This is a genomic window from Nodularia spumigena CCY9414 (genome assembly GCF_000340565.2).
GTDB classification, from domain to species: Bacteria; Cyanobacteriota; Cyanobacteriia; order Cyanobacteriales; family Nostocaceae; genus Nodularia; species Nodularia spumigena.
Genome location: NZ_CP007203.1, coordinates 4,823,450 through 4,847,778, shown reverse-complemented (window position 1 = coordinate 4,847,778; position 24,329 = coordinate 4,823,450). Strand labels below are relative to the sequence as shown.

Here is a 24,329-nt window from a genome sequence, read left to right as displayed (position 1 = left end):
CGCCAAGAAAACGTAGATTATGCGTAAGTCCTATGATGGTAGAAATTATAGAAAATTTGACTGAAGAGCAATATCCTTATAACTCCCGTCAAGAACCTTTACCTTCAAAGATGCAACTAACAGAAGGATGGACATTTCACAAATTAGAACTACGATTTGCTAAAGGAGCTTCCGGACAAATCAGATTAATGTATTTAGTGAACGTAACTACTTGTACAATCAGATTAGTTTGGATTTATAGTCATGAGCAATTTGCTAAACGCCCTGGGGAGAAAGATTTAAAGAGTGTTATCGAAGAAATATTAGAGAGCATAAATAAACGGAGTAATCTGTAGTTTATGTGAACCAAACCACTCAAAACATGAGTAAACGTTATCTAGGTCATAACACCTTGGGATTCGCTAGTCCCCTGCCATGTTGCTACTTATTAAACAATCCGCAAGGATAGTGTATTTAGCATAACAAGCTCAGATAACAAGGTTGAAGCAAACATTACCCTGAAAAGGTGAAATTTAAATGTCTAATTTTGTTCTAGTTCTTGATACCAACAAAAAACCACTTACTCCAATTCATCCAGGAGATGCACGTTTTTTATTAAATCAACAAAAAGCTGCTGTATTTAGAAGATTTCCATTTACCATAATTTTGAAAGAACCTAAATCTGAAGTTCCAACTCAACCGATTGAATTAAAAATAGATCCAGGGAGTAAAACTACAGGTTTTGCGTTAGTTCAAAATAATAAAGTCATCTGGGGTATGGAATTACAACACAGAGGTTTAGCTATTAAAGAAAGCCTAGAAACTCGAAAAGGAGTAAGGCGAGGAAGACGTTCTAGACATACTCGTTATCGTCAAGCTAGATTTCTTAACCGCACTAAACCTCAAGGTTGGTTAGCACCTTCTTTAAGCCATAGAGTTTTAACTATTAACACTTGGGTTAAAAGATTATGTAATTTTGCCCCAATAACTGACATAGTTCAAGAGCTTGCTAGGTTTGACCTACAGCAGCTAGAAAACCCGGAGATATCAGGCTTTGAGTATCAACAGGGAGAGTTACAAGGGTATGAAGTCCGTGAATATCTTTTGAATAAATGGAATAGAAAATGTGCATACTGTACTGCGGAAAATGTCCCTTTACAAGTTGAGCATATTAAACCAAAAGCCAAAGGAGGAACTAATAGAATTTCTAATTTGTGTCTAGCTTGTGAGAAATGCAATATCAAAAAAGGTACTCAAGATATTGAGAAGTTTTTAGCAAAAAAGCCTGAGTTGTTGAAGCAAATTTTATCCCAAGCCAAGCGTCCACTAAAAGATGCGTCTGCTGTAAATTCAACGAGATGGGCTTTATTTAATAAGTTAAAAGAAACTGGATTACCTATAACAACAGGTTCAGGAGGTTTAACTAAGTTTAATAGAACTCGTTTAGGATTGCCTAAAACTCATTGGATTGATGCTGCTTGTGTAGGAAAAGTTGAAACTCTCAAAATACTGACAACAAAAATTTTAACAGTAAAAAGCACGGGGCATAGTTGCAGAAGATTCTGTAGGATCAATAAATTTGGTTTTCCTTGCACTGAGCCTAAAAAAATATTCACTCATGTTTCTACAGGAGATTTTGTTAAGGCTACTTTGCACAAAGATCGTAAAAACATAACTTCTGGAAAGTATGTAAGTCGTGTTAAAACTCCCACAAAAAACGGATGTGAGATTGTTATCAATGGTTTTAGAGTTGAATTTTCAACAATGAAAGATATTACTAAGGTTCATTGTAGTGACGGGTATAGCTACGTTTGACTACGCAAAACTACAATTTTATGAGATTAAATGCAAAGACTGTTAGCGAAATATTATTTTTGTTTATCTGTCTCTATATGTGGTTTCATTTGAAAGGACATCAACTTTTGCAAGATATCTAACAAATGATCACAAAGATTGTACCTGCCGTTGTGGTTCTGGGTCAAAACAGTGTACCAGTAGCCCGAAAAATCATCAATGTCCTGCCAGGGGCGAGATTATACGGTTTGGCAGGACGTACATCTGGTGTTGATGTCACTTTCACTAACTTCGGTGACACAGTGCGCGAGTTGTTCGCAGAGGGAACACCGTTAATTGGTATTTGTGCTGCTGGCATTCTGATTAGAAGCATAGCACCAATGCTTTCTGATAAAAAACAGGAACCACCAGTATTAGCTGTAGCTGAAGATGGAAGTGCTGTGGTTCCGCTTTTGGGTGGACTGAATGGCGTGAATGATTTGGCGCGACGCATTGCTGAGGAACTTGATGTTAAACCTGCAATCACTACAACAGGTGATATCCGTTTCCGCACAGCGTTATTATCTCCTCCTCCTGGATATCATTTAGCCAACCCAGATGATGCGAAGAAATTTATCTCAGATTTATTAGCTGGGGCGCAAGTCAAGCTTGAAGGTTCAGCGCCTTGGTTGAGTAATAGTCAACTACCTATAGACCCCAACGGTCATTTAACCATCCAGGTTACAGAAAGATTAGTAACTCCTGCACCCAACCGTCTGGTTTATCACCCAGCAACTATAGCGATCGCCATCAGTGATACTGTTGATGTAACTTTAGTACAACGGATGTTAGCAGATGCCGAACTTGCCCCCGCATCAGTAGCCGGAATATTTGCACCTATCACCCTAGCCAATAATCCCAACTTTAAAGCCATTGCTAACGCCTTTAAAGTACCTACACGCTTCTTTACTTTAGATAAACTAGAAAACTTGATAACACAAGGTTATAGCCCTGCCCAAGCCATAGCCATCAACGCCACTGGGTCGTCTCCCTTATCCTCCTCATCTTCCCAGCTAGCGATCTCTATTGCCCCCAAACCCATCGACCCCAGCACCATCGGTCAAGCACAGGGACGGTTAGCAATTATTGGCACTGGGCCAGGTGGTTCACAGTGGATGTCTCCAGAAGTAAAAGAAATACTCAAATCTGCAACTGATTTAGTGGGTTACAAAACATACATAAATTTAATTGGTTCTCTAGCTGATGGTAAACAACTGCACGAATCAGACAACCGTGAAGAAATTGCACGGGCAACAATGGCGCTGGATTTGGCAGCACAAGGGCGATATGTAGCCGTAGTATCTTCTGGTGATCCTGGGATATATGCAATGGCTGCGGCTGTATTTGAGGTATGCGATAGCGAAGCGCTCCGTAGGAATCGCAACCCCAAACCGGAATGGGATAGTATAGATATTCATGTTGCACCGGGGATATCAGCTATGCAAGCGGCGGCTGCAAGTATTGGCGCGCCTTTGGGACATGACTTTTGCGCCATTTCCCTGTCTGATATTTTAAAACCTTGGTCAATTATCGAACAACGAATTGCTGCATCTGCTGAAGCTGATTTTGCGATCGCCTTTTATAATCCTGTGTCCAAAGAGCGCACTTGGCAACTAGCAGCAGCGAAAAATATTTTACTGCAACATAGAACACCAGATACCCCAGTAGTATTAGCCAGAAATCTTGGCAGACCAGGGCAGATGGTGAAGGTAATCAAACTGAAGGAATTAACACCAGATTCAGCCGATATGCGGACAGTGATTCTAGTTGGTTCCAGCCAAACCCGAACAATTCAGCGCAGTGATGGAACTGTTGCGGTTTATACGCCACGACGGTACTAGGAATATAGCTTTTGCCAATAGTTTTAGCACACAGCAGATTTGACAAAAGAATTACCAGATGACGAATTGGGTGGCCGCCGAGATACGTGCAAAATGGGACACGTTGTAAAGTTTTGTTAAGAAGTAAACAAAAAACCTGAGATTTACAAGGATTCTAGCCGCTTAAGCAAGCACTAAACTTTCGACCTCATCCAATGACGGTGGCACAGCCTCCATATCAATTAGGTAATCACCAAACCGCTTGACATGAGCCGTAATATAAGGACTCACAACCGCCACATCCTCACGGCTAATCAAATAGCCTTGCTTCTGTAAATCACGCAATATATCAGTTAAATCAACAACATTTTGGAACAAAACAGCATTTGCTACCAAATCTTTATACTTAATTACCTTTTCCTGTTCAATTGGGTCATTCTTCATCACAACTCCAAAGCCACCAAAGAAAAACCACTTCGAGAATTTATGATAAGCTTCCACAATATTTGTCACAGCAGTAATTTGTTTTCTTAGCTGCATATCCGATATGTATTGCAGCAAGAAAACAGTTCTTACTACTTGCCCTAATTCCTGAAAAGCATGATATAACCTGTTTTTACGGCTATAATTTCCTAATTTACGCAATAAAATGGCACTCGATACCTTACCTGTTTGAATTGATAAGACTACCTGTAAAATATCTTGCCAATGAGTTTCTATCCGTTTCCAATCAACAGTTTCAGAGAACAAAGAATCAATATGTTGATAAACAGTCTCTTTATCAGGACGATAAAAATTTAAATCTTTCCAATTACGAATCCGAGGCATTAACTTAATTCCCAGCATATGTGCCAATGCAAACACAGGTGTTGATTGACCGTGGGTATCAGCATGAATTGTATCGGGTTGAATATCGGAAGAGTTTTTTAACAATCCCTCAATGATATGAACAGCTTCCCAAGTACCACAAGAAATAAACTGGCTAAATAAAGCCACATAGGTATCAGAGACATGGTGGTAAGCTATTCCTCCGTAACCCCCATAGCGAATATGATACTCAGAAGGAGGTTTGATACTCAAGCGGATGACGCTCTAACAAATCCAGCAAGCGTTCTTGGTAATCTGACGAGATGCGACTCAGTACCAGGGAAAATAATCTTTGATTTACGACATTTCTTACTCGACGGACTAGTCTATTTAATGTGTTAAATCCTGCAATACCTTAGCCAAATTACGAGGGTGAGATAATAATGCTTCAACCATGAACTCCCGTTTCTTGCTAGGCTTGGCAAAAACAATCAGTCCTAAAAATTCCTTGAAGGTTTCCCACAAGGGTTTTTTAATGTATTGACGGTAGGATAAGGGTTTTAGATTCTAAACAACCTTTTTCTCGAAACGCTTATGTATGCTTGTTTTTGCCGTTTTTGCCAAAAATTATCAAGGCTCTTATTTTGGCTAAGGTATTGGTTTTAATGAACTATTTTCTCAAATTTCTCTGTTTACAACCTAAATCTGATACCAAGCAGTCAAAGCCACAGCTAAAGCATCAGCAGCATCATCTGGCTTGGGAATATAGTCTAAATCCAACTCTCGCGCCACAGCATCTTGCACTTCCGATTTATCGGCATTACCATAACCTGTTAAGGCTTGTTTAATTTGAGCCGGAGTAAATTCCACATACGGAAGCTTATGCTGTGCCAAAGCCAACATCAATACACCCCTAGCCTGTGCCACAAGGATAGTACTTGACATACGATAGAAAAACAATTTTTCCACCGCCACCAAATCAGGCTGCAACTCCGAAATCACGGTGTGTAAATCGTCAAACAAGGTACACAGGCGCTGTCCCATTTCCATTTTGGATGATGTCTGGATGACTCCGAAATCTACCATACTCACCGATGTATCCAAAATTTTAGCCTGATTTTGGCTGCAAGCAATTAACCCAAATCCTAAAATTGCTAGTCCCGGATCTAATCCTAAAATGCGTTTTTCCATTAAATTCAATTTAACTGGCAACTTTGACAACTTGCTGCTAGTCTAAAGTCCTTGATAAATTTAAGGGTTTCACGTTTGGTGTTCATACCAAGTAGTGTAAATTTTCTATTAATCATTTATTTTGTAGCACTGCTCCGAATCAGGTATGTCAATTGGTTTTCTCAGACAAGCCCTCAAAGCCCTGCAACAGCAGTCGCGCGGCCGCACTTCCCATCGTGTTAACCAGTGGTTCAAGTGGTTATCTCCTGGGCTAGCCATCAAACGCTGGTTGCTAATCAGCCTTGGTGGTGTACTGCTGGCAATTTTGGGGTTGGCTATATCGGTGAGGCTAACCCCAATTTTTTGGGCGCTGGAGTTGGTGAGGGGTTTTCTGGGAGTAATTGCTGGCATTTTACCTCACTATATCAGCGGCCCTTTAGTCTTGCTGGGCGGTATACTTTTGCTGCTTTGGGGACAAACTCGCACCGTCGGTTCCATTACTCAGGTGCTAAGACCAGGGGGCGATGAGGATTTAATTGATGTGTTGATGGCACATCGTCGATTGTACCGGGGACCGAAAATAGTCGTAATTGGTGGTGGGACTGGACTTTCTACCTTATTGCGGGGATTAAAAACCTATAGCGCCAATATTACTGCCATTGTGACTGTAGCTGATGATGGTGGGTCTTCTGGACGGCTGCGGCAAGAATTTGGCGTTTTACCACCAGGGGATATTCGTAATTGTGTGGCGGCGCTGGCAGATGAAGAAAAGCTATTAACAGAATTATTTCAATATCGTTTTAAGGCTGGGGACGGTTTGACGGGTCATAGTTTTGGTAATTTGTTTTTAACTGCTATGACCGATATTACTGGGGATTTAGAACAGGCGGTTGCAGCTAGTTCTAAGGTGCTAGCAGTGCGGGGACAGGTTTTACCAGCTACCCTGAGTGATGTTCGCCTCTGGGCAGAATTAGAGGATGGCCGTCGCATTGAGGGTGAGTCTAGTATTCCTAAAGCAGGGGGAAAAATTGTCAAGATTGGCTGTATCCCTGCTAGTCCTCCGGCTTTGCCAGCAGCTATTAAAGCAATTAAGGAAGCTGATTATATTATTGTGGGGCCAGGTAGTTTATATACCAGTCTCATTCCTAATTTACTTGTACCAGAAATTGCCGATGCGATCGCCCAATCTACAGCCCCTCGCATTTACATCTGCAATATCATGACTCAACCAGGCGAAACTCAAGGATATACTGTTGCTGACCACATTAAGGCTATTGATGCAGCTTGCGGAGACAGACAGCTGTTTGATGCAGTGTTAGTACACAAAAAATCTCCTTCTGAGCAATCACTCATGCGCTATGCTCAACAAAATTCCCATCCAGTATTTTTGGATAGGGAAGATGTCACCCTATTAGGGCGGCGAATTGTTCTAGCTAATGTTTTGTATGAAGATGAAACCGGTTGCGTGCGTCATAATCCTCAGAAACTAGCACGAGTTTTGTTGCGATGGTACAGTGGAAATCATCATGGAGGCAAAAAAAATATCCCCTCTTGATTTGTCCATGAATATTTTACTTGCAGATGCACAAGCAACTCTACGCTTGGGCATCACACTTGGTGAAAATCTGACGGCTGGCAGTGTGATTTTATTACAAGGTGATTTAGGTACTGGCAAAACTACCCTGGTACAGGGAATTGGTCAAGGTTTAGGCATCACTGAATCAATTGTGAGTCCTACTTTCACTCTCATTAATGAGTACACCCAAGGACGTTTACCCCTTTACCATTTAGATTTATATCGCCTCGAACCGTCTGAAGTTGTAGCCTTGAACCTAGAGACTTATTGGGAAGGTGTTGAGGTAATGCCGGGAATTGTGGCCATTGAATGGGCAGAACGAATGCCCTACAAGCCAGATAGTTATCTCAGCATGGTGTTAAGTCATGGCGATGACGGCACTCGTCAAGGCAAAATTACACCCTTTAATTGCACTATTCACAAATTCATTCCTAGCATCTAAGGTTTTGTTGACTATGGGTGTGATAGTCATAAAGATAGCTGCGCTGACTGCGTAGCGTCTCGAAGAGAAAAGACGAGAAGAGAAGAGAAGAGACGAGAAGAGAAAAGACGAGAAGAGAAAAGACGAGAGGGATAATTCCACACTCGTTCTATCTACCACTACCACGCTCATCTAGGAAATTCACTAACATTGTTGTCTTCATTATCCAAAAATCAATGAAATAGTCTTCAACCTATTAATTGGTTATGATTGACATCTACGAGCTTTTTGCACTTCGACTAGCTGAGTTACCACTGCGGTTAGCTAGGTTTGGTGTATTCTCGCAGATGATATTGCAGTAGATGAATGCAAATTGGACTCCAAGGGTCCGATAACATTGCTCTTGCAGGTAATATCTAGCAAGCTGCCAGAATGTTTTAATACTTACCTTCAAGGGAAATTATATTCACATGAGAACTAACATAAATCTTTCCACTAGCGGATCATCTTTGTGAATAGGGATGTTAGATGAATTTGAATGACTCAGTAAATACTGGTATTTTTTTCATCTGCTTACACTACGGTTATTCCTATTGCTTCATTGCTTTGATTATCTCGATAAATAGTGATTAAGTTTGTTTGATAAGATGCTGATTTGTCTTGACTTGCTCCGCTTTGCTGGCTAATGTTAAGCTTTTTGGCAAAGTTACGGACGGAAATCCCCAACAATCAGAAATTTCAGAATTAAGTTTTAATACCGTACAAATTAAGTGCATACAAAATTTTTATATGTATCAAACATAGTTTTCACAGAAATTTGCCCGTTTACTTAACCCTACTAATTCTCTACAGTTATTTAGAGAAAAAATCCGGATAGTTAAATACAAAAAAAATTGTAGTTAAAAGTTAGATCTTCAACATTTGCAGATTCATTCGTTTAACTTATGTTCGCGGTTAGTATTTCCAGGGCAGATTCGCGATCTATGCACAAAATGTGATTGATGTAAACTGATGAGTTTAATTTATTTAAATTATTTTGATTAGAAGTTATACTTATGTTTAGATGTATCTATATAGATAGTGATGCGGGAAAGTTCAGCTTAGTATTGATCATATTTTTGTGGTATAGATACAATTTTATGCATGAGAAAATATCACATCATATTTCTATGAAGCGACTACCTTGAGCAAATATAGCCTCTAGAGCCTCTTCTTGATCCATTAGTAACTGACCATGCATCGACCCCATAAAAATCTTAATGCCCGGTGTCGGCTTGTCCAAAAGTAAATCTGGCAAATTCTCTGTCGTTGCCCCAATAAAAAAGCCATAATTAACTAAGCATTTATTGGAGGCGCGTTGCAACTTGTCGTCTAAAGCTTGCTGGGTAGTAGTCAGGGGGCGCGTGTTGGGCATTTCCAAAAAGGAAGTCACACCACCTTTGGCACAGGCACAACTGGCTGTAAACAAGTCTTCCTTGTGTTCTAGCCTGGTTCGCGCAAATGTACCTGCGGATAGATGACACCCGGCAACAAAGTTAACCCTTGTGCGTCAATTTCTCTAGTTGGTGTTGCGGGGGAAATTTCTGCTACTACTTCAACTATTTGGCAATCGCGCGTCAGCACATCCCCCACCATTAATTCACCATCAGGGAGAATAATACTGGCGCGGCGAATCAGTAAACTTTCTGGAAATGACATGAGGTTAACAGGATTTAGAGAGATACTTATACTTTTAGGTTAAACCTGCTTGCCCTCATCGTCATGAATTTTTGCATATCGTTAAGAAAAAGTTGATTTTTAACTGATAAATCCCTCGCGATCGCGGAGCGTGGCGTGAGCCATAGATGCTAACTTCATCCAGCAAATCAGAATTTCCTCGTTAAGATTAAAGAATGTAGTCTCCCCGAACGAGTTAATTACTGCACTTCTGCCTTATTTCAGTAATTTCATGCGAAATCAAGTGTCTGATAACAAATCTAGTCAACAACCCGATAATTCCTGGCTCGCCGAACTAGCCAGAACAGTTGTATTAAGTATTGTGCTAGCCCTAGGCATTCGTACTTTTGTTGCTGAAGCTCGCTGGATTCCTTCTGGCTCTATGGAACCCACACTCAACGGTACTCCAAACCAGTGGGAGGCAGACAAAATCATTGTGGATAAATTGAAGTATAGGTTTTCTGAACCGCAGAGGGGAGATATTGTAGTTTTTTCGCCGACAAAAGCACTACAAGACGAACAATACAACGACGCATTTATTAAACGTATAGTCGCCTTACCTGGAGAAAAAGTAGAACTCAAGGATGGGCGAGTGTATATTAACAATAAACGCCTTGAGGAAGTCAACTATCTCAAATCACAACAGCGCACAGAAATTGATGTTTGCACATCAGGCGCGCAGCAAGCTTACTTGGCCAAACCCGAAACTATACCTCCCAACTCATACTTAGTTTTAGGTGATAACCGCAACAGTAGCTACGATAGCCGATGCTGGGGTGTTGTTCCCCGACAAAATATTATTGGTCGTGCCGTACTTCGCTTTTGGCCTCTAAACAATGTTGGTGGACTTGATCAGCCACCATTGTATCCCTAGATTAATGCCATACCTAGCCAAAATTCTACTCTACCCGATTAAATCACTGGATAGCGTTGAAGTTGAACAAGCACAGGTTCTGTCCAGTGGCGCGCTAGAATATGACCGTGAGTTTGCCATTTTTGACCCACAGGGTAGGTTTGTTAATGGCAAGCGCCATAGTAAAATCCATTTAATTAGATCACAGTTTGACATTTTTAATCGAACTATTTCGCTGCAAACCCCCAAACTAGACTCACCACGAGTCTTTCATCTGGATGAAGAACAGCCAGAAATTGCGGCAAGCCTCAGTGATTTTTTGGGGTTTGCCGTAACATTAAGGCAAAATCCTTTCATGGGCTTTCCCGACGATACCAACTCACCAGGGCCAACAGTAATTAGTACAGCGACTTTAACAGAGGTAGCTTCCTGGTTTCCTGGTTTGAATGTTGATGATATGCGTCGCCGCATCCGTGCGAACATTGAAGTTGGTGGTGTACCAGCATTTTGGGAAGATCAGTTATTTAGTCAACAAGGCGATATAGTCTCCTTGCGAGTGGGAGATGTCAGCTTATTTGGGGTCAACCCTTGTCAGCGTTGTATAGTTCCAACACAAAATCCTGACTCTGGAGAAGCTTACCCAAACTTTCAAAAAATATTTGTGCAGCAGCGACAAGCAACTTTACCAGATTGGGTAGACTCATCGTACTTTAATCATTTCTATCGCTTGAGTGTAAATACACGATTAACACCATCAGAGACTGGAAAAATTTGGCAAATTGGTGACAAAATTGACATCATCACTCCGCCCAAGCCGATTAAATTACCTGAAAACTAACTCATATATTTATCAATAAGTATTAATTTCTACTTAAAATAAAATAGTAACAGCAGAATCTCTGACTATAGGAGGTTGACCGAAAAACGAGACGCAAGCCCCTGACTTTAGGCATGGGGAGAAGGCGGTAAGAACTTTTAAGTTCCGTCAAACGATTGCGTGGCTTTAGCCACAGTGTTAAAATAGATTAGCGAGAAAACAAGTAGGAATAACCTTCAGCGCATTGAAGTATCCTAGTACGGAGCAATCCCGGCAACGGACATATCCGACTCGATTCGGAATAGTTAAAGGGCGAATAATGGCAGGATATGGAGCGTTCATCTTTAAAATATGAAGGACTCAGAAAGTATCCGCGAATGAGAGCAAAAGCTCTTTGAGTGAGTAGAGGGATACTTGAATGTCCCGTTGTCGCCTTTTTCAGGTAGGCAAGAATCCCCTGGCTTTAGACGTGGGGAGGTTCAAAGACTATTCCCAAAGTGAGAGTCTAACCATATAAGAACTCAGGATAAGAAAATCAAGACTTTTTCTATATTAGAGACTACTATTTTTAGTCCAGTAAAAGCATAATAGAAATGTGACTGATTTGTTCGCCCCTTTACAATCCTTGAAAGAAGGACACTGGTTCAAACTGATCTGCGGAGCCAGCTTCCAACATCTGCCGGCCGTCAGAAGTCTAACACTAGCCTATGCATTGGCTGGCGCTGACTGTATAGATGTGGCAGCTGATCCAGCTGTAATCGCAGCAGCTCAGGAAGCCTTAGAAGTAGCCAGGCATTTGGTTAAGGATGCCAAGGCGCGAGGTTATGGCTATCAAGGCAAATTACCTTTTTTGATGGTCAGCCTGAACGATGGCGAAGACCCCCATTTTCGCAAAGCAGAGTTTAACTCTACTGAATGTCCCACAGATTGCCCTAGACCCTGTGAAAGTATTTGTCCAGCCCAAGCGATCGCATTTAACCGGATAGATGACACTTCGGGAGTGGAAACCGAAAAGTGTTATGGCTGTGGACGTTGCATACCAGTTTGCCCATATGGTAAAATTTATACAAAATCATATATGTCCACTGCGACAGCGATCGCACCATTGGTAATGTCAAAGGTTGTAGATGCCATAGAAATTCACACAAAAGTCGGACATTTGGCAAAATTTCAGCAATTATGGCAAACAATTTCACCGTGGGCTGACCAACTCAAGGTATTGGCCATTAGCTGTCCCGATGGTGATGGCATGATTGACTACCTACAAGCAATTACTCAACTAATTACCCCATTGCGTAGCGCCTTAATTTGGCAGACAGACGGCCGTCCTATGAGTGGTGATATTGGAGATGGCACTACTTTAGCAACGGTGAAACTAGGGCAGAAAGTTTTGACAGCAAAGTTACCCGGATATGTGCAGTTAGCAGGTGGCACTAATAGCTACACCATTGTTAAATTAAAGGCAATGGGACTGTTGAAAAGTGTAGAGTACTATCCTCAGCCCCATGTCTCCGGAATCGCTTACGGTAGCTACGCCCGTGTGCTGCTGTCACCAATTCTCGATCAGTTAGAGAATCAGGAGGTGAGTCCAACCAGCGTGAAGGCGAAAGTTCGCCTCGAAGCAGAACCCGAATTACTCTGGCCAGCAGTCAAGCTTGCCCATTCCCTGGTTTCCCAGATCAAGTCACAGCAGGAGCGCTAATCGCGCGTTCGTTATCTCTAAAAACGTCACCATAGAAAGCATGACGATTAAAGAAGACCTTCAAAAGTTATTAGACATTTTACCCCAAGACCTGCGGCAAGTCCTAGAGAGTCATCCCCAACGAGATAGTTTAGTTGAAGTAGTCTTGGATCTGGGTCGTTGCCCAGAGGCCCGCTTTCCTAATCAAGCTGAGTATCTGAGCGAAACACCCGTCACTCAAGCCCAAATTGATGATTGCATTCAGCGAGTCGGAACCTTTAGCGGAGATAATCGAGCCGGAATTGAGCTAACTTTGCATCGTATCAGTGCTATTCGTAACCGTAGCGGTAGGATTATTGGCTTGACTTGTCGCGTAGGTCGGGCAGTCTTCGGCACTATTGGCATGATCCGCGATTTAGTGGAAACTGGTAAATCAATTCTCATGCTGGGACGACCAGGAGTGGGTAAAACTACCGCTTTAAGAGAAATTGCCCGTGTTTTGGCAGATGATTTCCATAAACGTGTGGTAATTATTGACACCTCCAACGAAATCGCCGGGGATGGTGATGTGCCTCACCCGGCTATTGGTCGTGCGAGGCGGATGCAAGTAGCACAACCGGAACTTCAGCATCAGGTGATGATTGAGGCTGTGGAAAACCATATGCCAGAAGTTATCGTGATTGATGAAATTGGGACAGAATTAGAAGCTTTAGCGGCGCGTACGATTGCGGAACGGGGCGTGCAATTGGTAGGTACTGCCCACGGGAACCAAATTGAAAACCTGATTAAAAACCCCACCCTTTCTGATTTAGTTGGGGGTATTCAGGCTGTAACGTTAGGGGATGACGAAGCTAGAAGGCGGGGTAGTCAAAAGACGGTTTTGGAACGCAAAGCTCCTCCGACTTTCGAGATTGCTGTGGAAATGTTAGAACGGCAACGCTGGGTAATACACGAAAGTGTGGCGGATACGGTAGATACTTTGCTCAGAGGTCGTCAGCCTAGCCCACAAACGAGAACTGTTGATGATCAAGGTAAGGTGGCTGTTACACGGCAGTTATCGGTGGTTAACGGTCGCGGTGGGCAAGTTTCCCCAAGAGAGGAATCTTTTCCACCAGCCCGACCGACTAATGGCTGGCGTTCATCAGGACAAATGGTAGCATTGCCACCTTTGTCTTTAGAACGGGAGCGAATGACTGGACGTACTGAGTTTGACCGCTTGCTGGATGAATCCTTTAACTACTCTGAGAGTTTTGATGTCAAAACGAGTAGACACGCAGGGCCAAATGGCGAAGATTTGCCGCTACACATTTATCCCTATGGTGTGAGTCGCCACCAGTTAGAACAGGTGATTGGTGTATTAACTTTGCCTGTGGTCTTGACAAAAGACATTGATACTGCTGATGCAATTTTAGCACTGCGATCGCACGTCAAAAACCAAGCTAAATTACGGCAAATGGCTAAAGCACGTCATGTGCCAATTCACATGATTAAGTCCAGTACAATTCCCCAGATTACCCGTGGTTTGCGGCGGTTGCTGAACATTGAAGATCCGGATATGACTGATGACCCAGAGCTGCAATTGTTTTTACACAGTGGCACTGATGACGAGATGGATGCTCTAGAAGAAGCCAGACTTGCTGTAGAGCAGATTGTAATTCCTAAAGGACAACCAGTGGAATTACTACCCCGTTCTTCGCCAGTACGCAAAATGCAGCATGAGTTGGTAGAACACTATCGACTCAAGTCTGATAGTTTTGGCGAGGAACCAAATCGGCGTTTGCGGATTTATCCTGCTTAATTAGTCATTAGTCATTAGTCATTGGTCATTGGTCATTGGGAAAAAACTTCCCCCCTGCTTCTGACCCTACCGCCAATGACCTTTCAAACTGGACTGACTTTGGCTCGATACAGTAGTTTGTCGCCTTGTAGATAGCCTGTGTAACGTACTCTCACTGTTTCACCTGGTTGTGCGGTTCCTTCTATTAATTGGTGCATTTGGGGATTATATAATACTTCTGCTCCTACTGGTGCGATCGCTTGTATTCCCCATTCCTGTAATAGTCTTTCTAAGGGTTTCTGCACCAAAGGCACAATTTTAATAGCAGCTAACTGGGGATTTTCTTGCGCTTTCTGGGCTGCTGTCGGCCATTGTAATAATAAAGATTCCAGCAATTGTAAACTCGACTGCTGGAATTCTTGTTTTAATATTTCTCGCTGTTGTGCTAATTGCAGTTGCGATCGCTGGTACTCTGTTTTTAACTCTGCAATCTCTTTTTCGCTAGGGAGTGGGGAGTGGGGAGTTACTTCGACTGCGCTCAGTAACCGGGGGAGTGGGGAGTGGGAAGTAGGGAGTGCTGAAAAAGTATCGAGTAATTCATTCAACGAAATCTTGAAAACTTGCGATAACTTCAGCAGCACATCCACCCGCATCTGTTCTAGCTTTCCTTGTCGCAGTCGCAAAATTTGACGTTCTGAGACACCAGCATCACGACTCAACGCTTTAAAACTAGAAATATTTACACGTTGCATCAAATTTTGCAACTTCTGGGTGTCATTAGTCATTAGTCAATCAATTTTAGATTTTAGATTTTAGATTTTGGATTAGACTGCAATCTAAAATCGCTTTCTCCAAAATCCAAAATTCTTTACGGACCACTCCCTCTTTTATTCTTCCAATAAACTTCTCAACATCCAAGCGGTTTTTTCGTGGACTTGCATCCGTTGAGTTAATAAATCGGCGGTGGGTTCGTCGTTGACTGCTTCCAATAGAGGAAAAATAGAACGTGCAGTTCTGACTACTGATTCTTGTCCTTCCACCAGCAAGCCAATCATTTCTTTAGCTTTGGGAACTCCTGGAGTTTCTGGAATTGAACTCAGTTTGACATATTCGCTGTAGGTTCCTGGCGCAGGGTGTCCCAATGCTCTGATTCTTTCGGCTATCAAATCAACGGCTAAGGCGAGTTCTGTATACTGAGTCTCAAACATTAAATGTAAGGTTTGGAACATTGGCCCTGTAACGTTCCAATGAAAGTTATGAGTTTTTAGATACAGTGTATAGGTGTCAGCCAATAGGCGAGATAGCCCCTCGGCAATTTTAGCCCTACTTGCATCGTCAATACCGATATTTACATTTTTGGCTGTTGCTTGAGGTGACATATTTTTCTCCTAATTGGTTATGTGTTTGAGAAATTTAACATCTAACATCTATTATCACGCTAAATGCATCTTGAGGACGCTAAGTGGCGCTTTACGAACTCTGGCGATAATTGTTTCTTTGCCTAAGCGCTGACAAGCTTCATAACGGTGACAACCAGAAAAGCCATAATATTGTCCCTCTACTTCTAAGACATCAATGGGTTCTTGCTGTCCAATAGCTGCAATTGATTCCATTAAGGCTTGTACTTTATTTGGGTCGTTTACACGGGGTAAAGGCCGCTTAATTTGATTTAAGGGAATTTCTTGAACTCTCATAATCAAAAGTTTACTTAACTCGTTTGTTTTGTATCCTTTCTTAAATCATACTCGTTATGAGTTTGTTCTGCAACTAAATTTAAGTAAAAATTGATGAATAGGGAATTGAGATGCGATCGCCTTCACAAAGATTAACTTGACAATTACGCACAAGCATAAATTGAAGCTTAACTGAGAGAGATGTTCTGCGCTTATGTATGATTGAGATAAAACAAACTCAAATATCTGCTCATGACATTACAAGAATTGCAAAAACAAGTCTTGAAATTACCAATGAGTCAACGCTGGCTATTGGTACAAACTTTATTAGAATCAATCCAACAAGAAACTCAACCAGTCTCAAAGAAGGGTAACTTGTCCTGACTGCGTGGTATTGCTAAAGGTACAGACATATCAAGTAATGAAAATATTGTTGCAGATTATGTCAGTTATCTAACTGAGAAATACCAGTGATGCGAGTTTTTATTGAATAGTAATATATTAGCTGGTGGACGCAAAATGACAACAATGAAAGTTGAACTACAATTGTCTTCAGATGATTTACTCAAAGCTGTTGAGCAACTGAGTCAAGCAGATTTAAAGCAGTTTATTTCTCAAGTTATCGCTTTACAAGCACAACGTACTGCTCCCAGTTTGATGCAACAGGAGTCAGAATTGTTATTAAAAATTAATCAGGTAATTTCTGTAGAGATTCAGAACTATTACAACGATTTAATAGCTAAAAGAGATACAGAAACGCTCACTGATGAGGAACATAGAGAGTTATTGAGCTTAACTGAACAGATTGAAAAACAACAAGCACAACGTATTGAATATTTGGTAGAGTTGGCGAATTTACGAGGAATTTCGCTGAATGCATTGATGGAAAGTTTAGGTATTCAGATGCAAGTTTATGTCTGAAAAAAGAGTTACATCCTAGAAGCCAACGTGGAATAACAAGTTTGGATACTTTGGCTTTGTCTTGTCACGGTTGCAATAATATCTATGTCTTTTTATACCCACCACCTGATTCCTTACAAATATACTACTTCACAATAATTCCGTAGCTAAAAGCCTACCTTGAACTGGTTCATACTCATCTTCTAGTAACCATAACTTAGCAGTTTCATAATTATTACTAGAAAATATAACCTTATCACCTTGTTTTGGATCACAAATTTGACAATCTCCCTCACTGTCGCAAAGTAATAAAAGAATATATGGAGGTGATAACATGGGATCAATCCATACTTCTGTAAATTCCCAGTTATTCTTTACTAGGTCTTGTGCGTGGGATGACGTGGTATTGGTTGTCTGCATTGATTTTGTAAAAAAATATTCCTTATTATTATCCATCACACTAAGTAGGTCGGCGGAAATAAAGTTAACTAGCTAGGGTCGTCATTGGTCATTTGTCATTGGTCATTAGTAAGGGTTTGGTCCCTGTTTACGAGTCTTAACATAGTTTGGTTTATTCATGCTTACCTACTTATCATATAATTAATTATTGTTAAGATTTACAAACTACTTGAAACCTCTTCATTATGAACCAATCCAATAATGGTGGAATACTGGAACAGTTTGTCAATACAGTGATGGGCGTAAAAACTGGTAATCAACAACAGTCTCCAAATACATCACTAGCTACTAAACCAGAACTAGATATCAATGCAGTTTTAGTTTATAAACTAGGGACTATCCTGCAAATAGGAGTGATGATTCTTGTGTTGCTGGGAATGGAAAAATTAATCATGTTCATTGATAACAATTCTGATTTTACTAGTTGGTTCAGCACTATGTTGACTGCCTTATTTTTTGCGGTGTTAAGTATCCGTTCCCGAATTTTTTCCCTTTTAGATAATACCCGTTCTCGGACAACTTATGACCAGGTAATCAGACCAAGATGGTCTCCTCCGCCTTTAGCATTTCCCATAGTTTGGATGATAATTGCAGTGTTGCGGGTAATTTCTTCTGTATTAGTTTGGCAAGAAATGAATCACCAATTTTTGGTATTACCTTTAATTCTGTTTGTGGTACATCTGGCTTTAGGGGATACTTGGAATACGATTTTTACCGTAGAACGGAGATTAGGCGCTGCTGTTCCTGTAGTTATTTTAGGCCCTTGGTTATCTGCTCTAGTAGTGACAGCAATTTATTGGCAAACAGTTCCTTTAGCGGGAATGATTTTATCTTTTTCTTGCGTCTGGTTAACTGTAGCTACTGCATTGGTATTTAGAATTTGGCAATTAAATGGATCTGAGCCATTGTATCCTTTAAAACTCGCACCTGTACAGAAATAAATACTCACAATTTACCTGCACAGGAAAGCTAGGAAATATATCTCTAGTCTGTTGAGTTACGGATTAAACATACACGAAAAACGGTAGGGAAGAATTAATTCTCTACCATTTATAGCAACGGACATATTGGTTAGGACATCATAATTATTACTAGAAAATATAACCTTATCACCCTGTTTTGGATCAGAAATTTGACAGTCTCCCTCACTGTCGCAAAGTAATAAAAGAATATATGGAGGTGATAACATCGGATCAATCCATACTTCTGTAAATTCCCAGTTATTCTTTACTAGGTCTGGTGCGTGGGATTACGTGGTATTGGTTGTCTGCATTGATTTTTATCTCGCCTAAAAATCTGTAATTATTTACGCCGTCCTAGTTATGAAGAGTGATTTCCTTACTTAACCATTGATAGAAAGTTTGTATATAGGAGAAATTGCCTTTTATTGTTTCTTTAATAGGAATTTGTTTGGAATGCTCACTTAAGTATTTTTTAGCATTTGCATTCCATTTCTCCCATTCCAATAATTCTTTTGTATCTAGAAAGAGTGAATGATTAATATTAAATTTTGGTTGTCCAAATTTTAATTTTATTGAATTTTCAGTCTTAATGAGAGGCAAACTTCTATGCTGTATATAATTCCGCAATTCCTGGATAAAACTATTTTCAGGATTATTTGTAAACATTTCTCCTTTCTTGCTTTTGATTGCAGAAATTATAGAAGGATTAGACAAAGAATTATTCTTTTCCAATGAATTCTCTGCCGCATAGGTTTGCTCTCTCAAAGAGAACCAAGAAGCTAAATAATTATGTAATAACCGAGCAGTCTGCTTCTTTAATTCCTCAAATCTCTGAGATTGAATCTCACGATATCTTAAATCAAATGCGTTAACATCTTGACTATAAAGTTCTTCAGTGTAGCTGTTAATAGCTTTCTCAAATTCAAGAAAGTTCTGCTCGAAGATATAAAAACTGTAGTTAATCACTTCATCAAAAGTGGTCATATTATACTTATTCTATCTAGAAATGCAAATACTTAGTATATAATATCATAATATTACAATTTTTATAACAGTTCGCTTTAACTCATTTCATTCAAACGAACTCCCAAAATATAGTTATCATCAACAGAAAAACGGTAGCAGAACTAAAACTTACGACTATCATCACTCTTCTATCAATTGTTTCAGTTCATCAATATTTGCAGAAAACTGAAGTTCAGCATTTTCTTCTTCTTGCTTCGCCGCTTGCAAATTTTGATAAATTTCCTCCCGGCGTTCCTCCCTTAAATATTGCTGCAATAACAATTGAATATGTAACTTCTCTTCAGTTGAAAAACATTTTATCGCTTCTACCACATCACTAAACATCATAACTGTCAATACCTGTGATTACTATATTTAACATTTTATCCTTAACCAAAACCCCTCTTCCTCCTCTGGTGCGCCTCTGCGCCTCTGCGTGACACAAAAAAAACGGTAGAGAACCGAAATTCCCCACCGCATCTTAAACTTTTACAAGTTATTAACTACGACTCAACGCCTTGGGGTAATAACTCCCGTGTTTGTTGAGAACTAACTTGGACAATGCCATTTTCATCAACATCAACTAAGGCTGTATCGCCATCCTTGATGCGACCAGACAGAATCTCTTCTGCTAGACTGTCCTCTAACAAGCGCATAATCGCGCGACGTAACGGCCTTGCACCGTAGCTGGGACTGTAACCTTCCTCAATCAGGCGATCTTTGAAGCGATCGGTAACTTCTAAGACGATACCCTTCTCAGTTAGACGACCAAATACTTCCTTGAGCATGATTTCGGCAATTTCTGTCACCTCTGGCTTACTCAACTGACGGAAGACGATAATCTCATCTAGACGGTTGAGGAACTCTGGACGGAAGTATTGCTTCAGTTCTTCGTTCACCAAAGAGCGAATGCGGTTGTATTGAGTTTCGGTAGCATCATCGGCGAATTCAAAGCCGATACCGCCGCCGCCTTTCTCAATGACCTTAGAACCAATGTTAGATGTCAAAATCAACAAGGTGTTCTTGAAGTCTACTGTGCGACCTTTGGCATCGGTTAACCGACCATCTTCCAAAATTTGCAGCAGCATATTGAAGACATCGGGGTGGGCTTTTTCGATTTCGTCGAATAGCACCACTGTATAAGGTCGCCGTCTGACAGCTTCAGTTAATTGACCGCCTTCGTTATATCCAACATAACCAGGAGGCGAACCAATCAGTTTACTAACTGTATGGCGTTCCATATATTCCGACATATCCAGGCGGATCATTGCTTCTTCGGAACCAAAGAAGTAAGATGCCAAGGACTTCGCTAACTCGGTTTTACCTACGCCAGTTGGACCGGAGAAGACAAAACTCGCAATGGGTCGATTGGGATTCTTCAAACCGACACGAGCGCGACGAATTGCTCGTGAAACTGCTTTCACCGCATCTTCTTGACCGATTAAGCGCTGATGCAAGGTGTCTTCCATGTGCAGCAACTTCTCGGATTCCGATTCGGTGAGCTTGTTCACCGGTACGCCTGTCCAGGAAGCGACGATGTGAGCAATGTCCTCTTCACCAACTACAGGTTCTTCACCTTCAGTCCCGGTGGCGCTGGTTTTGCTTTGAGCGATCGCCCGGATTTCACCTTTGATTTCCATTTCGCGATCGCGCAGTTCGCCAGCTTTGTCAAAGTCTTGTCCGCGTACAGCGTCGTCTTTTTCTTTTAAGATCTGACGTAGTTCTTTGTCTAACTCTTTGGCTGCGGGTGGCAATTGGGAGTTCATCAAACGTACCCTAGAACCAGCTTCATCGATTAAATCGATGGCTTTGTCTGGAAGGTAGCGATCGCTGATGTAACGGTCAGATAATTTCGCCGCCGCTACAAGAGCTTCATCGGAGATTTTTAGCTTGTGGTGTTGCTCATAGCGTTCGCGCAACCCGTGCAAGATTTCAATAGTTTCATCAACTGACGGTTCACCTACCATTACTGGCTGGAAGCGTCGCTCAAGGGCTGCATCTCGCTCGATGTGCTTGCGGTACTCATCTAGAGTTGTGGCTCCAATACACTGCAATTCGCCTCTAGCCAAAGCTGGTTTGAGGATATTTGCTGCATCAATGGCTCCTTCCGCCGCACCTGCACCAATTAGGGTGTGTACCTCGTCAATCACTAGAATGACATTACCCGCAGAGCGGATTTCATCCATGATTTTCTTGAGGCGTTCTTCAAATTCACCCCGGTACTTGGTTCCTGCTACTAGCAAGCCAATATCTAGAGTGACTACGCGCTTATCTTCCAGGATATCGGGGATATCTTTGTTGGCAATTCGCGATGCTAAACCTTCAGCGATCGCTGTTTTACCAACCCCTGGTTCACCAATCAATACTGGATTATTTTTAGTCCGGCGACCCAGAATTTGGATCACCCGCTCAATTTCTTTGGCGCGTCCGACAACTGGGTCTAGCTTGTTGTCTACAGCCATTTGGGTCAGGTTCGAGCCAAATTCATCCAAGGTTGGAGTTTTGGTGCGTCCCGATGGCCCAGTGGCTGAAACCTCTGCTGTTTCTCCCAGCATTCGGATGACTTGGGTTCGTACTTTCGATAAATCTACCCCTAGATTTTCTAGCACCCTGGCTGCCACACCTTCCCCTTCCCGGATCAGGCCCAACAGCAGATGCTCGGTGCCAATGTAGTTATGCCCTAATTGGCGCGCTTCTTCCAAGGATAGTTCTAAAACTCGCTTTGCCCGTGGCGTAAACGGAATTTCCACGGCTACAAAGCCCGAACCTCGGCCTATGATTTTTTCTACCTCAATGCGGGCATCTTTAAGATTGACACCCATTGATTTCAACACTTTGGCCGCAACTCCTGTACCTTCCCCAATCAGACCCAAGAGGATCTGTTCGGTTCCGACGAAGTTGTGACCTAAGCGGCGGGCCTCTTCTTGGGCCAGCATGATTACCTTAATGGCTTTTTCTGTGAAGCGTTCAAACATGGCATTTTTCCCATCACCTGCGTCGTGCCGGTATGCTGATTTTAGCACAGGCTCTGCTTTTGGATGCCTGTATAAAGATTATAGGCGACCAGAAAATTTCGCCGCACATGATGGCGTAATTGTTAACTATTTATTACTTTTCCTGTGGCTGCTATACTGAGGCGCTTGAGTCTACCAGTGTTTCTGGGGTTGACTACAATCCAACAGACCACTGTGGTTAAGGATTTATTTAACCAGTTACAAACATTAACTCATAACATAGTTCTTATGCTCTAGTCAAGAATATGGCTAATTGATAATTTTTTTTAAAGTTAAACTTTTTATTAATTAAATATTTTAATCTAGGAATTTTTGCTCATTAATATCAACTTGATGGGGGTTGAGCGATTTTTAGCCCCTACCAAAGACAGTTACAAATCTTAATGAAGACTTACATCAATAGGACTTACGCAAAAAATCTCGCAAAACCTCTTAACTTCCCCTTGTTTTTGTCCTTAAATCGTTTATTATTAGGTGATTTTTCACAAGGCTACACTGTATATAGCAATATTGGTGGCTACTTTTTCAAGATTGACTAGAAGGATATCAAGTTTTAGATGCTTAACCTACAACTTTGACAACATCCTTCTAGTGATTTCTATTGGTTTACCGGACTATAGCCGGACAATATCTTAATTAGTTGAAGAAATCTTTATAGAATTTCCCTTCTTTGATAATACCAAGTGCCTTGATGGTATCATTGACGGCATCCATCATACCGTAATCTTGAATGCGACGCTCTTCATTTTTGAGGATTCTACGTAATGCCATGTAAAAATTTAACTCACCCAAGGCTGAGTCATCACCCTTATCACTTGAGTTAATGATCTGCTGTGCGTAGCTATTAATTTTTTCCTCAACAAATGTAAGTAGCTCTTCCTTTTTCATTGAATTACTCCTGGTTGTTTTTTAAAGCTGATGTTTTTGGGTATGAATATACACCCTTACCACTGTTGAATTACTTAAAATTTTCCTAACAAACCACACAGGGACTGAGGAAAGAGATAAACAACACAAGTAATCTTTTAGGGGGAAGGGAGTAAATACCAGCTATTGAATGTATCATATTTTGAGGTTTAAAACCACAATTAAATTAGACATATCCGCGAATGAACCTCAAACCCTTATAAATCAAGGGTCAAAATCTAATTTTCCAATAAGTCTATTGGGTTTAATTTTTATTGGCAATTCATCTCACCCTGAAAGCTTCCTTGGTAGCGAGAATCATCTTGCAAATCTGAAAGCCACAGCACCAAAGCATCCTCGCCATTATCTTGGTAATAACCCTTGCGCCGTCCCGCTATTTTGAAGCCAAATTTTTGATATAACGATATGGCTGCTAAATTAGAAGCGCGAACTTCGAGGGTAGATCGCTCTAAACCGCGATCGCAAGCAGCCTTAAGTAGAAAATATAGTAAAACCTGTCCCAAGCCTTGACGGTGATATTGGGGATGAATCGCCAAAATTGTAATGTGTGCTTCGTCTAAAATTGCCCAAAAACAACCCATCCCTAGGAGTTTTGCCGGAAAAAGCGGGCAAAACAAACCCAATAATTCACTGTTAGGACTGTCTAACTCTCTTTGGTAGCCCTCCAGAGTCCACAAACCGCCAAAACAGGCTTGATCTAATTCCAGAATTGCACTCAGATCCTCTGAGGTCAGTGATTTAAGTTTTAAGTCTAATGAGGTCACGGTTGGGGGGAGTGGGGAATGGGGAGAAGAGGAACGGTTGTTAAGTAACCGGAAGTTTTAAAGTAATTTCTCACTCCCCCTTGCTCCGGTGCGCCCCTGCTTCTTCTGGGCAATGGGGAGTGGGGAGTGGGGAATGGGAAAAGAGCGCATCGAGACAATGGCGAAATCAAGTTAG

22 protein-coding genes and 3 pseudogenes are annotated in these 24,329 nt (G+C 41.4%); 12 read left to right on the top strand and 13 right to left on the bottom strand.

All coding sequences use genetic code 11. From position 1 onward, the window contains the following. Positions 1 to 32: 32 nt before the first annotated feature. The 3 genes from NSP_RS21155 to cobJ all read left to right on the top strand — a co-directional run bounded on the left by NSP_RS21155 (position 33) and on the right by cobJ (position 3,653). Positions 33 to 335: a hypothetical protein gene (locus NSP_RS21155; RefSeq protein WP_006198385.1), complete on the top strand. Its 303-nt coding sequence runs from the start codon at positions 33 to 35 to the stop codon at positions 333 to 335. Between the two features lie 181 nt (positions 336 to 516). After that, positions 517 to 1,794, top strand: a complete 1,278-nt coding sequence (iscB, locus tag NSP_RS21150; RefSeq protein ID WP_006194169.1) for an RNA-guided endonuclease IscB — start codon at positions 517 to 519, stop codon at positions 1,792 to 1,794. A gap of 125 nt (positions 1,795 to 1,919) precedes the next feature. Beyond that, complete coding sequence (gene cobJ / locus NSP_RS21145; RefSeq protein WP_006198384.1) at positions 1,920 to 3,653, top strand: precorrin-3B C(17)-methyltransferase; 1,734 nt, start codon at positions 1,920 to 1,922, stop codon at positions 3,651 to 3,653. A gap of 162 nt (positions 3,654 to 3,815) precedes the next feature. Here the strand turns inward: cobJ and NSP_RS21140 are convergent. Continuing rightward, positions 3,816 to 4,694: pseudogene (locus NSP_RS21140) on the bottom strand (transposase); the annotation flags it as partial. Positions 4,695 to 5,138: 444 nt separating this feature from the next. Next, positions 5,139 to 5,630, bottom strand: a complete 492-nt coding sequence (ruvC, locus tag NSP_RS21135) for a crossover junction endodeoxyribonuclease RuvC (RefSeq protein WP_006198382.1) — start codon at positions 5,628 to 5,630, stop codon at positions 5,139 to 5,141. 145 nt (positions 5,631 to 5,775) lie between these two features. On the opposite strand from ruvC, the gene NSP_RS21130 reads away from it, so the two are divergent. Next, a complete protein-coding gene (locus tag NSP_RS21130; protein ID WP_006198381.1) occupies positions 5,776 to 7,164 on the top strand; it encodes a gluconeogenesis factor YvcK family protein in 1,389 nt (462 codons plus the stop codon). A gap of 7 nt (positions 7,165 to 7,171) precedes the next feature. Next, positions 7,172 to 7,627, top strand: a complete 456-nt coding sequence (locus tag NSP_RS21125) for a bifunctional alanine racemase/tRNA (adenosine(37)-N6)-threonylcarbamoyltransferase complex ATPase subunit type 1 TsaE (protein WP_006198380.1) — start codon at positions 7,172 to 7,174, stop codon at positions 7,625 to 7,627. 1,141 nt (positions 7,628 to 8,768) lie between these two features. On the opposite strand, the pseudogene NSP_RS21120 reads toward NSP_RS21125, so the two are convergent. Further along, positions 8,769 to 9,304: pseudogene (locus tag NSP_RS21120) on the bottom strand (amidohydrolase family protein); the annotation flags it as partial. Positions 9,305 to 9,554: 250 nt separating this feature from the next. Here NSP_RS21120 and lepB point away from each other — a divergent pair. The 4 genes from lepB (at position 9,555) to NSP_RS21100 (ending at position 14,471) form a co-directional block, all read left to right on the top strand. Then, positions 9,555 to 10,196, top strand: coding sequence for a signal peptidase I (gene lepB, locus NSP_RS21115; protein ID WP_006198376.1), 642 nt, complete (start codon positions 9,555 to 9,557; stop codon positions 10,194 to 10,196). Between the two features lie 4 nt (positions 10,197 to 10,200). After that, positions 10,201 to 11,013 (top strand): MOSC domain-containing protein, encoded by an 813-nt coding sequence (locus tag NSP_RS21110; RefSeq protein WP_006198375.1) that lies wholly within the window; start codon positions 10,201 to 10,203, stop codon positions 11,011 to 11,013. Between the two features lie 574 nt (positions 11,014 to 11,587). After that, positions 11,588 to 12,694 carry a circadian clock protein LdpA gene (ldpA, locus tag NSP_RS21105; RefSeq protein ID WP_006198374.1) on the top strand — a complete coding sequence of 369 codons (1,107 nt, stop codon included), beginning with the start codon at positions 11,588 to 11,590 and terminating at the stop codon, positions 12,692 to 12,694. Positions 12,695 to 12,734: 40 nt separating this feature from the next. Continuing rightward, the gene (locus NSP_RS21100; protein ID WP_006198373.1) at positions 12,735 to 14,471 is read left to right on the top strand and encodes a R3H domain-containing nucleic acid-binding protein; all 1,737 of its coding nucleotides are present in this window, start codon (positions 12,735 to 12,737) and stop codon (positions 14,469 to 14,471) included. Between the two features lie 83 nt (positions 14,472 to 14,554). Here the strand turns inward: NSP_RS21100 and grpE are convergent, their stop codons facing one another. The 3 genes from grpE to NSP_RS21085 all read right to left on the bottom strand — a co-directional run bounded on the left by grpE (position 14,555) and on the right by NSP_RS21085 (position 16,147). Continuing rightward, positions 14,555 to 15,235 (bottom strand): nucleotide exchange factor GrpE, encoded by a 681-nt coding sequence (gene grpE / locus NSP_RS21095; protein WP_006198372.1) that lies wholly within the window; start codon positions 15,233 to 15,235, stop codon positions 14,555 to 14,557. A gap of 102 nt (positions 15,236 to 15,337) precedes the next feature. After that, a complete protein-coding gene (locus NSP_RS21090; protein ID WP_006198371.1) occupies positions 15,338 to 15,829 on the bottom strand; it encodes a Dps family protein in 492 nt (163 codons plus the stop codon). 54 nt (positions 15,830 to 15,883) lie between these two features. Next, a complete protein-coding gene (locus NSP_RS21085) occupies positions 15,884 to 16,147 on the bottom strand; it encodes a ParB N-terminal domain-containing protein (protein ID WP_042202874.1) in 264 nt (87 codons plus the stop codon). Positions 16,148 to 16,375: 228 nt separating this feature from the next. Here NSP_RS21085 and NSP_RS27280 point away from each other — a divergent pair, with 228 nt between their 5' ends. Further along, entirely contained in the window at positions 16,376 to 16,507 is a 132-nt protein-coding gene (locus tag NSP_RS27280; protein ID WP_006198460.1) for a hypothetical protein, read from the top strand. Between the two features lie 102 nt (positions 16,508 to 16,609). Beyond that, positions 16,610 to 17,044, top strand: coding sequence for an STAS/SEC14 domain-containing protein (locus NSP_RS21080; RefSeq protein ID WP_231859504.1), 435 nt, complete (start codon positions 16,610 to 16,612; stop codon positions 17,042 to 17,044). A 129-nt stretch (positions 17,045 to 17,173) separates the two neighbouring features. On the opposite strand, the gene NSP_RS21075 is transcribed toward NSP_RS21080, so the two are convergent. After that, on the bottom strand, positions 17,174 to 17,443 hold the full coding sequence (locus NSP_RS21075; protein ID WP_006198458.1) for a hypothetical protein: 270 nt from the start codon (positions 17,441 to 17,443) through the stop codon (positions 17,174 to 17,176). A gap of 224 nt (positions 17,444 to 17,667) precedes the next feature. Here NSP_RS21075 and NSP_RS21070 point away from each other — a divergent pair, with 224 nt between their 5' ends. Continuing rightward, positions 17,668 to 18,423, top strand: coding sequence for a TspO/MBR family protein (locus NSP_RS21070; RefSeq protein WP_006198457.1), 756 nt, complete (start codon positions 17,668 to 17,670; stop codon positions 18,421 to 18,423). 137 nt (positions 18,424 to 18,560) lie between these two features. On the opposite strand, the pseudogene NSP_RS27100 reads toward NSP_RS21070, so the two are convergent. The 6 genes and pseudogenes from NSP_RS27100 to rimI form a co-directional block, all read right to left on the bottom strand. After that, positions 18,561 to 18,755: pseudogene (locus tag NSP_RS27100) on the bottom strand (hypothetical protein); the annotation flags it as partial. Between the two features lie 43 nt (positions 18,756 to 18,798). Further along, entirely contained in the window at positions 18,799 to 19,428 is a 630-nt protein-coding gene (locus tag NSP_RS21065) for a hypothetical protein (RefSeq protein WP_006198456.1), read from the bottom strand. A gap of 162 nt (positions 19,429 to 19,590) precedes the next feature. Continuing rightward, positions 19,591 to 19,797 (bottom strand): hypothetical protein, encoded by a 207-nt coding sequence (locus NSP_RS21060; protein WP_173403314.1) that lies wholly within the window; start codon positions 19,795 to 19,797, stop codon positions 19,591 to 19,593. Between the two features lie 155 nt (positions 19,798 to 19,952). After that, on the bottom strand, positions 19,953 to 22,424 hold the full coding sequence (locus NSP_RS21055) for an ATP-dependent Clp protease ATP-binding subunit (RefSeq protein ID WP_006198453.1): 2,472 nt from the start codon (positions 22,422 to 22,424) through the stop codon (positions 19,953 to 19,955). Positions 22,425 to 23,099: 675 nt separating this feature from the next. Continuing rightward, on the bottom strand, positions 23,100 to 23,351 hold the full coding sequence (locus tag NSP_RS21050; RefSeq protein WP_006198452.1) for a hypothetical protein: 252 nt from the start codon (positions 23,349 to 23,351) through the stop codon (positions 23,100 to 23,102). Positions 23,352 to 23,641: 290 nt separating this feature from the next. Then, positions 23,642 to 24,154, bottom strand: coding sequence for a ribosomal protein S18-alanine N-acetyltransferase (gene rimI, locus NSP_RS21045; protein ID WP_006198451.1), 513 nt, complete (start codon positions 24,152 to 24,154; stop codon positions 23,642 to 23,644). Positions 24,155 to 24,329: the final 175 nt, after the last annotated feature.

What these genes read in the sequence shown, in the direction of transcription:
- NSP_RS21055 (WP_006198453.1), bottom strand. Translation starts at nt 22,424, where the DNA reads ATGTTTGAACGCTTCACAGAAAAAGCCATTAAGGTAATCATGCTGGCC.
- ruvC (WP_006198382.1), bottom strand. Translation starts at nt 5,630, where the DNA reads ATGGAAAAACGCATTTTAGGATTAGATCCGGGACTAGCAATTTTAGGA.
- NSP_RS21100 (WP_006198373.1), top strand. Translation starts at nt 12,735, where the DNA reads ATGACGATTAAAGAAGACCTTCAAAAGTTATTAGACATTTTACCCCAA.
- NSP_RS21090 (WP_006198371.1), bottom strand. Translation starts at nt 15,829, where the DNA reads ATGTCACCTCAAGCAACAGCCAAAAATGTAAATATCGGTATTGACGAT.
- NSP_RS21075 (WP_006198458.1), bottom strand. Translation starts at nt 17,443, where the DNA reads ATGCAGACAACCAATACCACGTCATCCCACGCACAAGACCTAGTAAAG.
- grpE (WP_006198372.1), bottom strand. Translation starts at nt 15,235, where the DNA reads ATGACTAATGACACCCAGAAGTTGCAAAATTTGATGCAACGTGTAAAT.
- NSP_RS21125 (WP_006198380.1), top strand. Translation starts at nt 7,172, where the DNA reads ATGAATATTTTACTTGCAGATGCACAAGCAACTCTACGCTTGGGCATC.
- NSP_RS21050 (WP_006198452.1), bottom strand. Translation starts at nt 23,351, where the DNA reads ATGAAAAAGGAAGAGCTACTTACATTTGTTGAGGAAAAAATTAATAGC.
- NSP_RS27280 (WP_006198460.1), top strand. Translation starts at nt 16,376, where the DNA reads ATGACATTACAAGAATTGCAAAAACAAGTCTTGAAATTACCAATGAGT.
- iscB (WP_006194169.1), top strand. Translation starts at nt 517, where the DNA reads ATGTCTAATTTTGTTCTAGTTCTTGATACCAACAAAAAACCACTTACT.
- NSP_RS21110 (WP_006198375.1), top strand. Translation starts at nt 10,201, where the DNA reads ATGCCATACCTAGCCAAAATTCTACTCTACCCGATTAAATCACTGGAT.
- NSP_RS21070 (WP_006198457.1), top strand. Translation starts at nt 17,668, where the DNA reads ATGAACCAATCCAATAATGGTGGAATACTGGAACAGTTTGTCAATACA.
- NSP_RS21130 (WP_006198381.1), top strand. Translation starts at nt 5,776, where the DNA reads ATGTCAATTGGTTTTCTCAGACAAGCCCTCAAAGCCCTGCAACAGCAG.
- NSP_RS21065 (WP_006198456.1), bottom strand. Translation starts at nt 19,428, where the DNA reads ATGACCACTTTTGATGAAGTGATTAACTACAGTTTTTATATCTTCGAG.
- lepB (WP_006198376.1), top strand. Translation starts at nt 9,555, where the DNA reads ATGCGAAATCAAGTGTCTGATAACAAATCTAGTCAACAACCCGATAAT.
- NSP_RS21060 (WP_173403314.1), bottom strand. Translation starts at nt 19,797, where the DNA reads ATGATGTTTAGTGATGTGGTAGAAGCGATAAAATGTTTTTCAACTGAA.
- cobJ (WP_006198384.1), top strand. Translation starts at nt 1,920, where the DNA reads ATGATCACAAAGATTGTACCTGCCGTTGTGGTTCTGGGTCAAAACAGT.
- NSP_RS21155 (WP_006198385.1), top strand. Translation starts at nt 33, where the DNA reads ATGATGGTAGAAATTATAGAAAATTTGACTGAAGAGCAATATCCTTAT.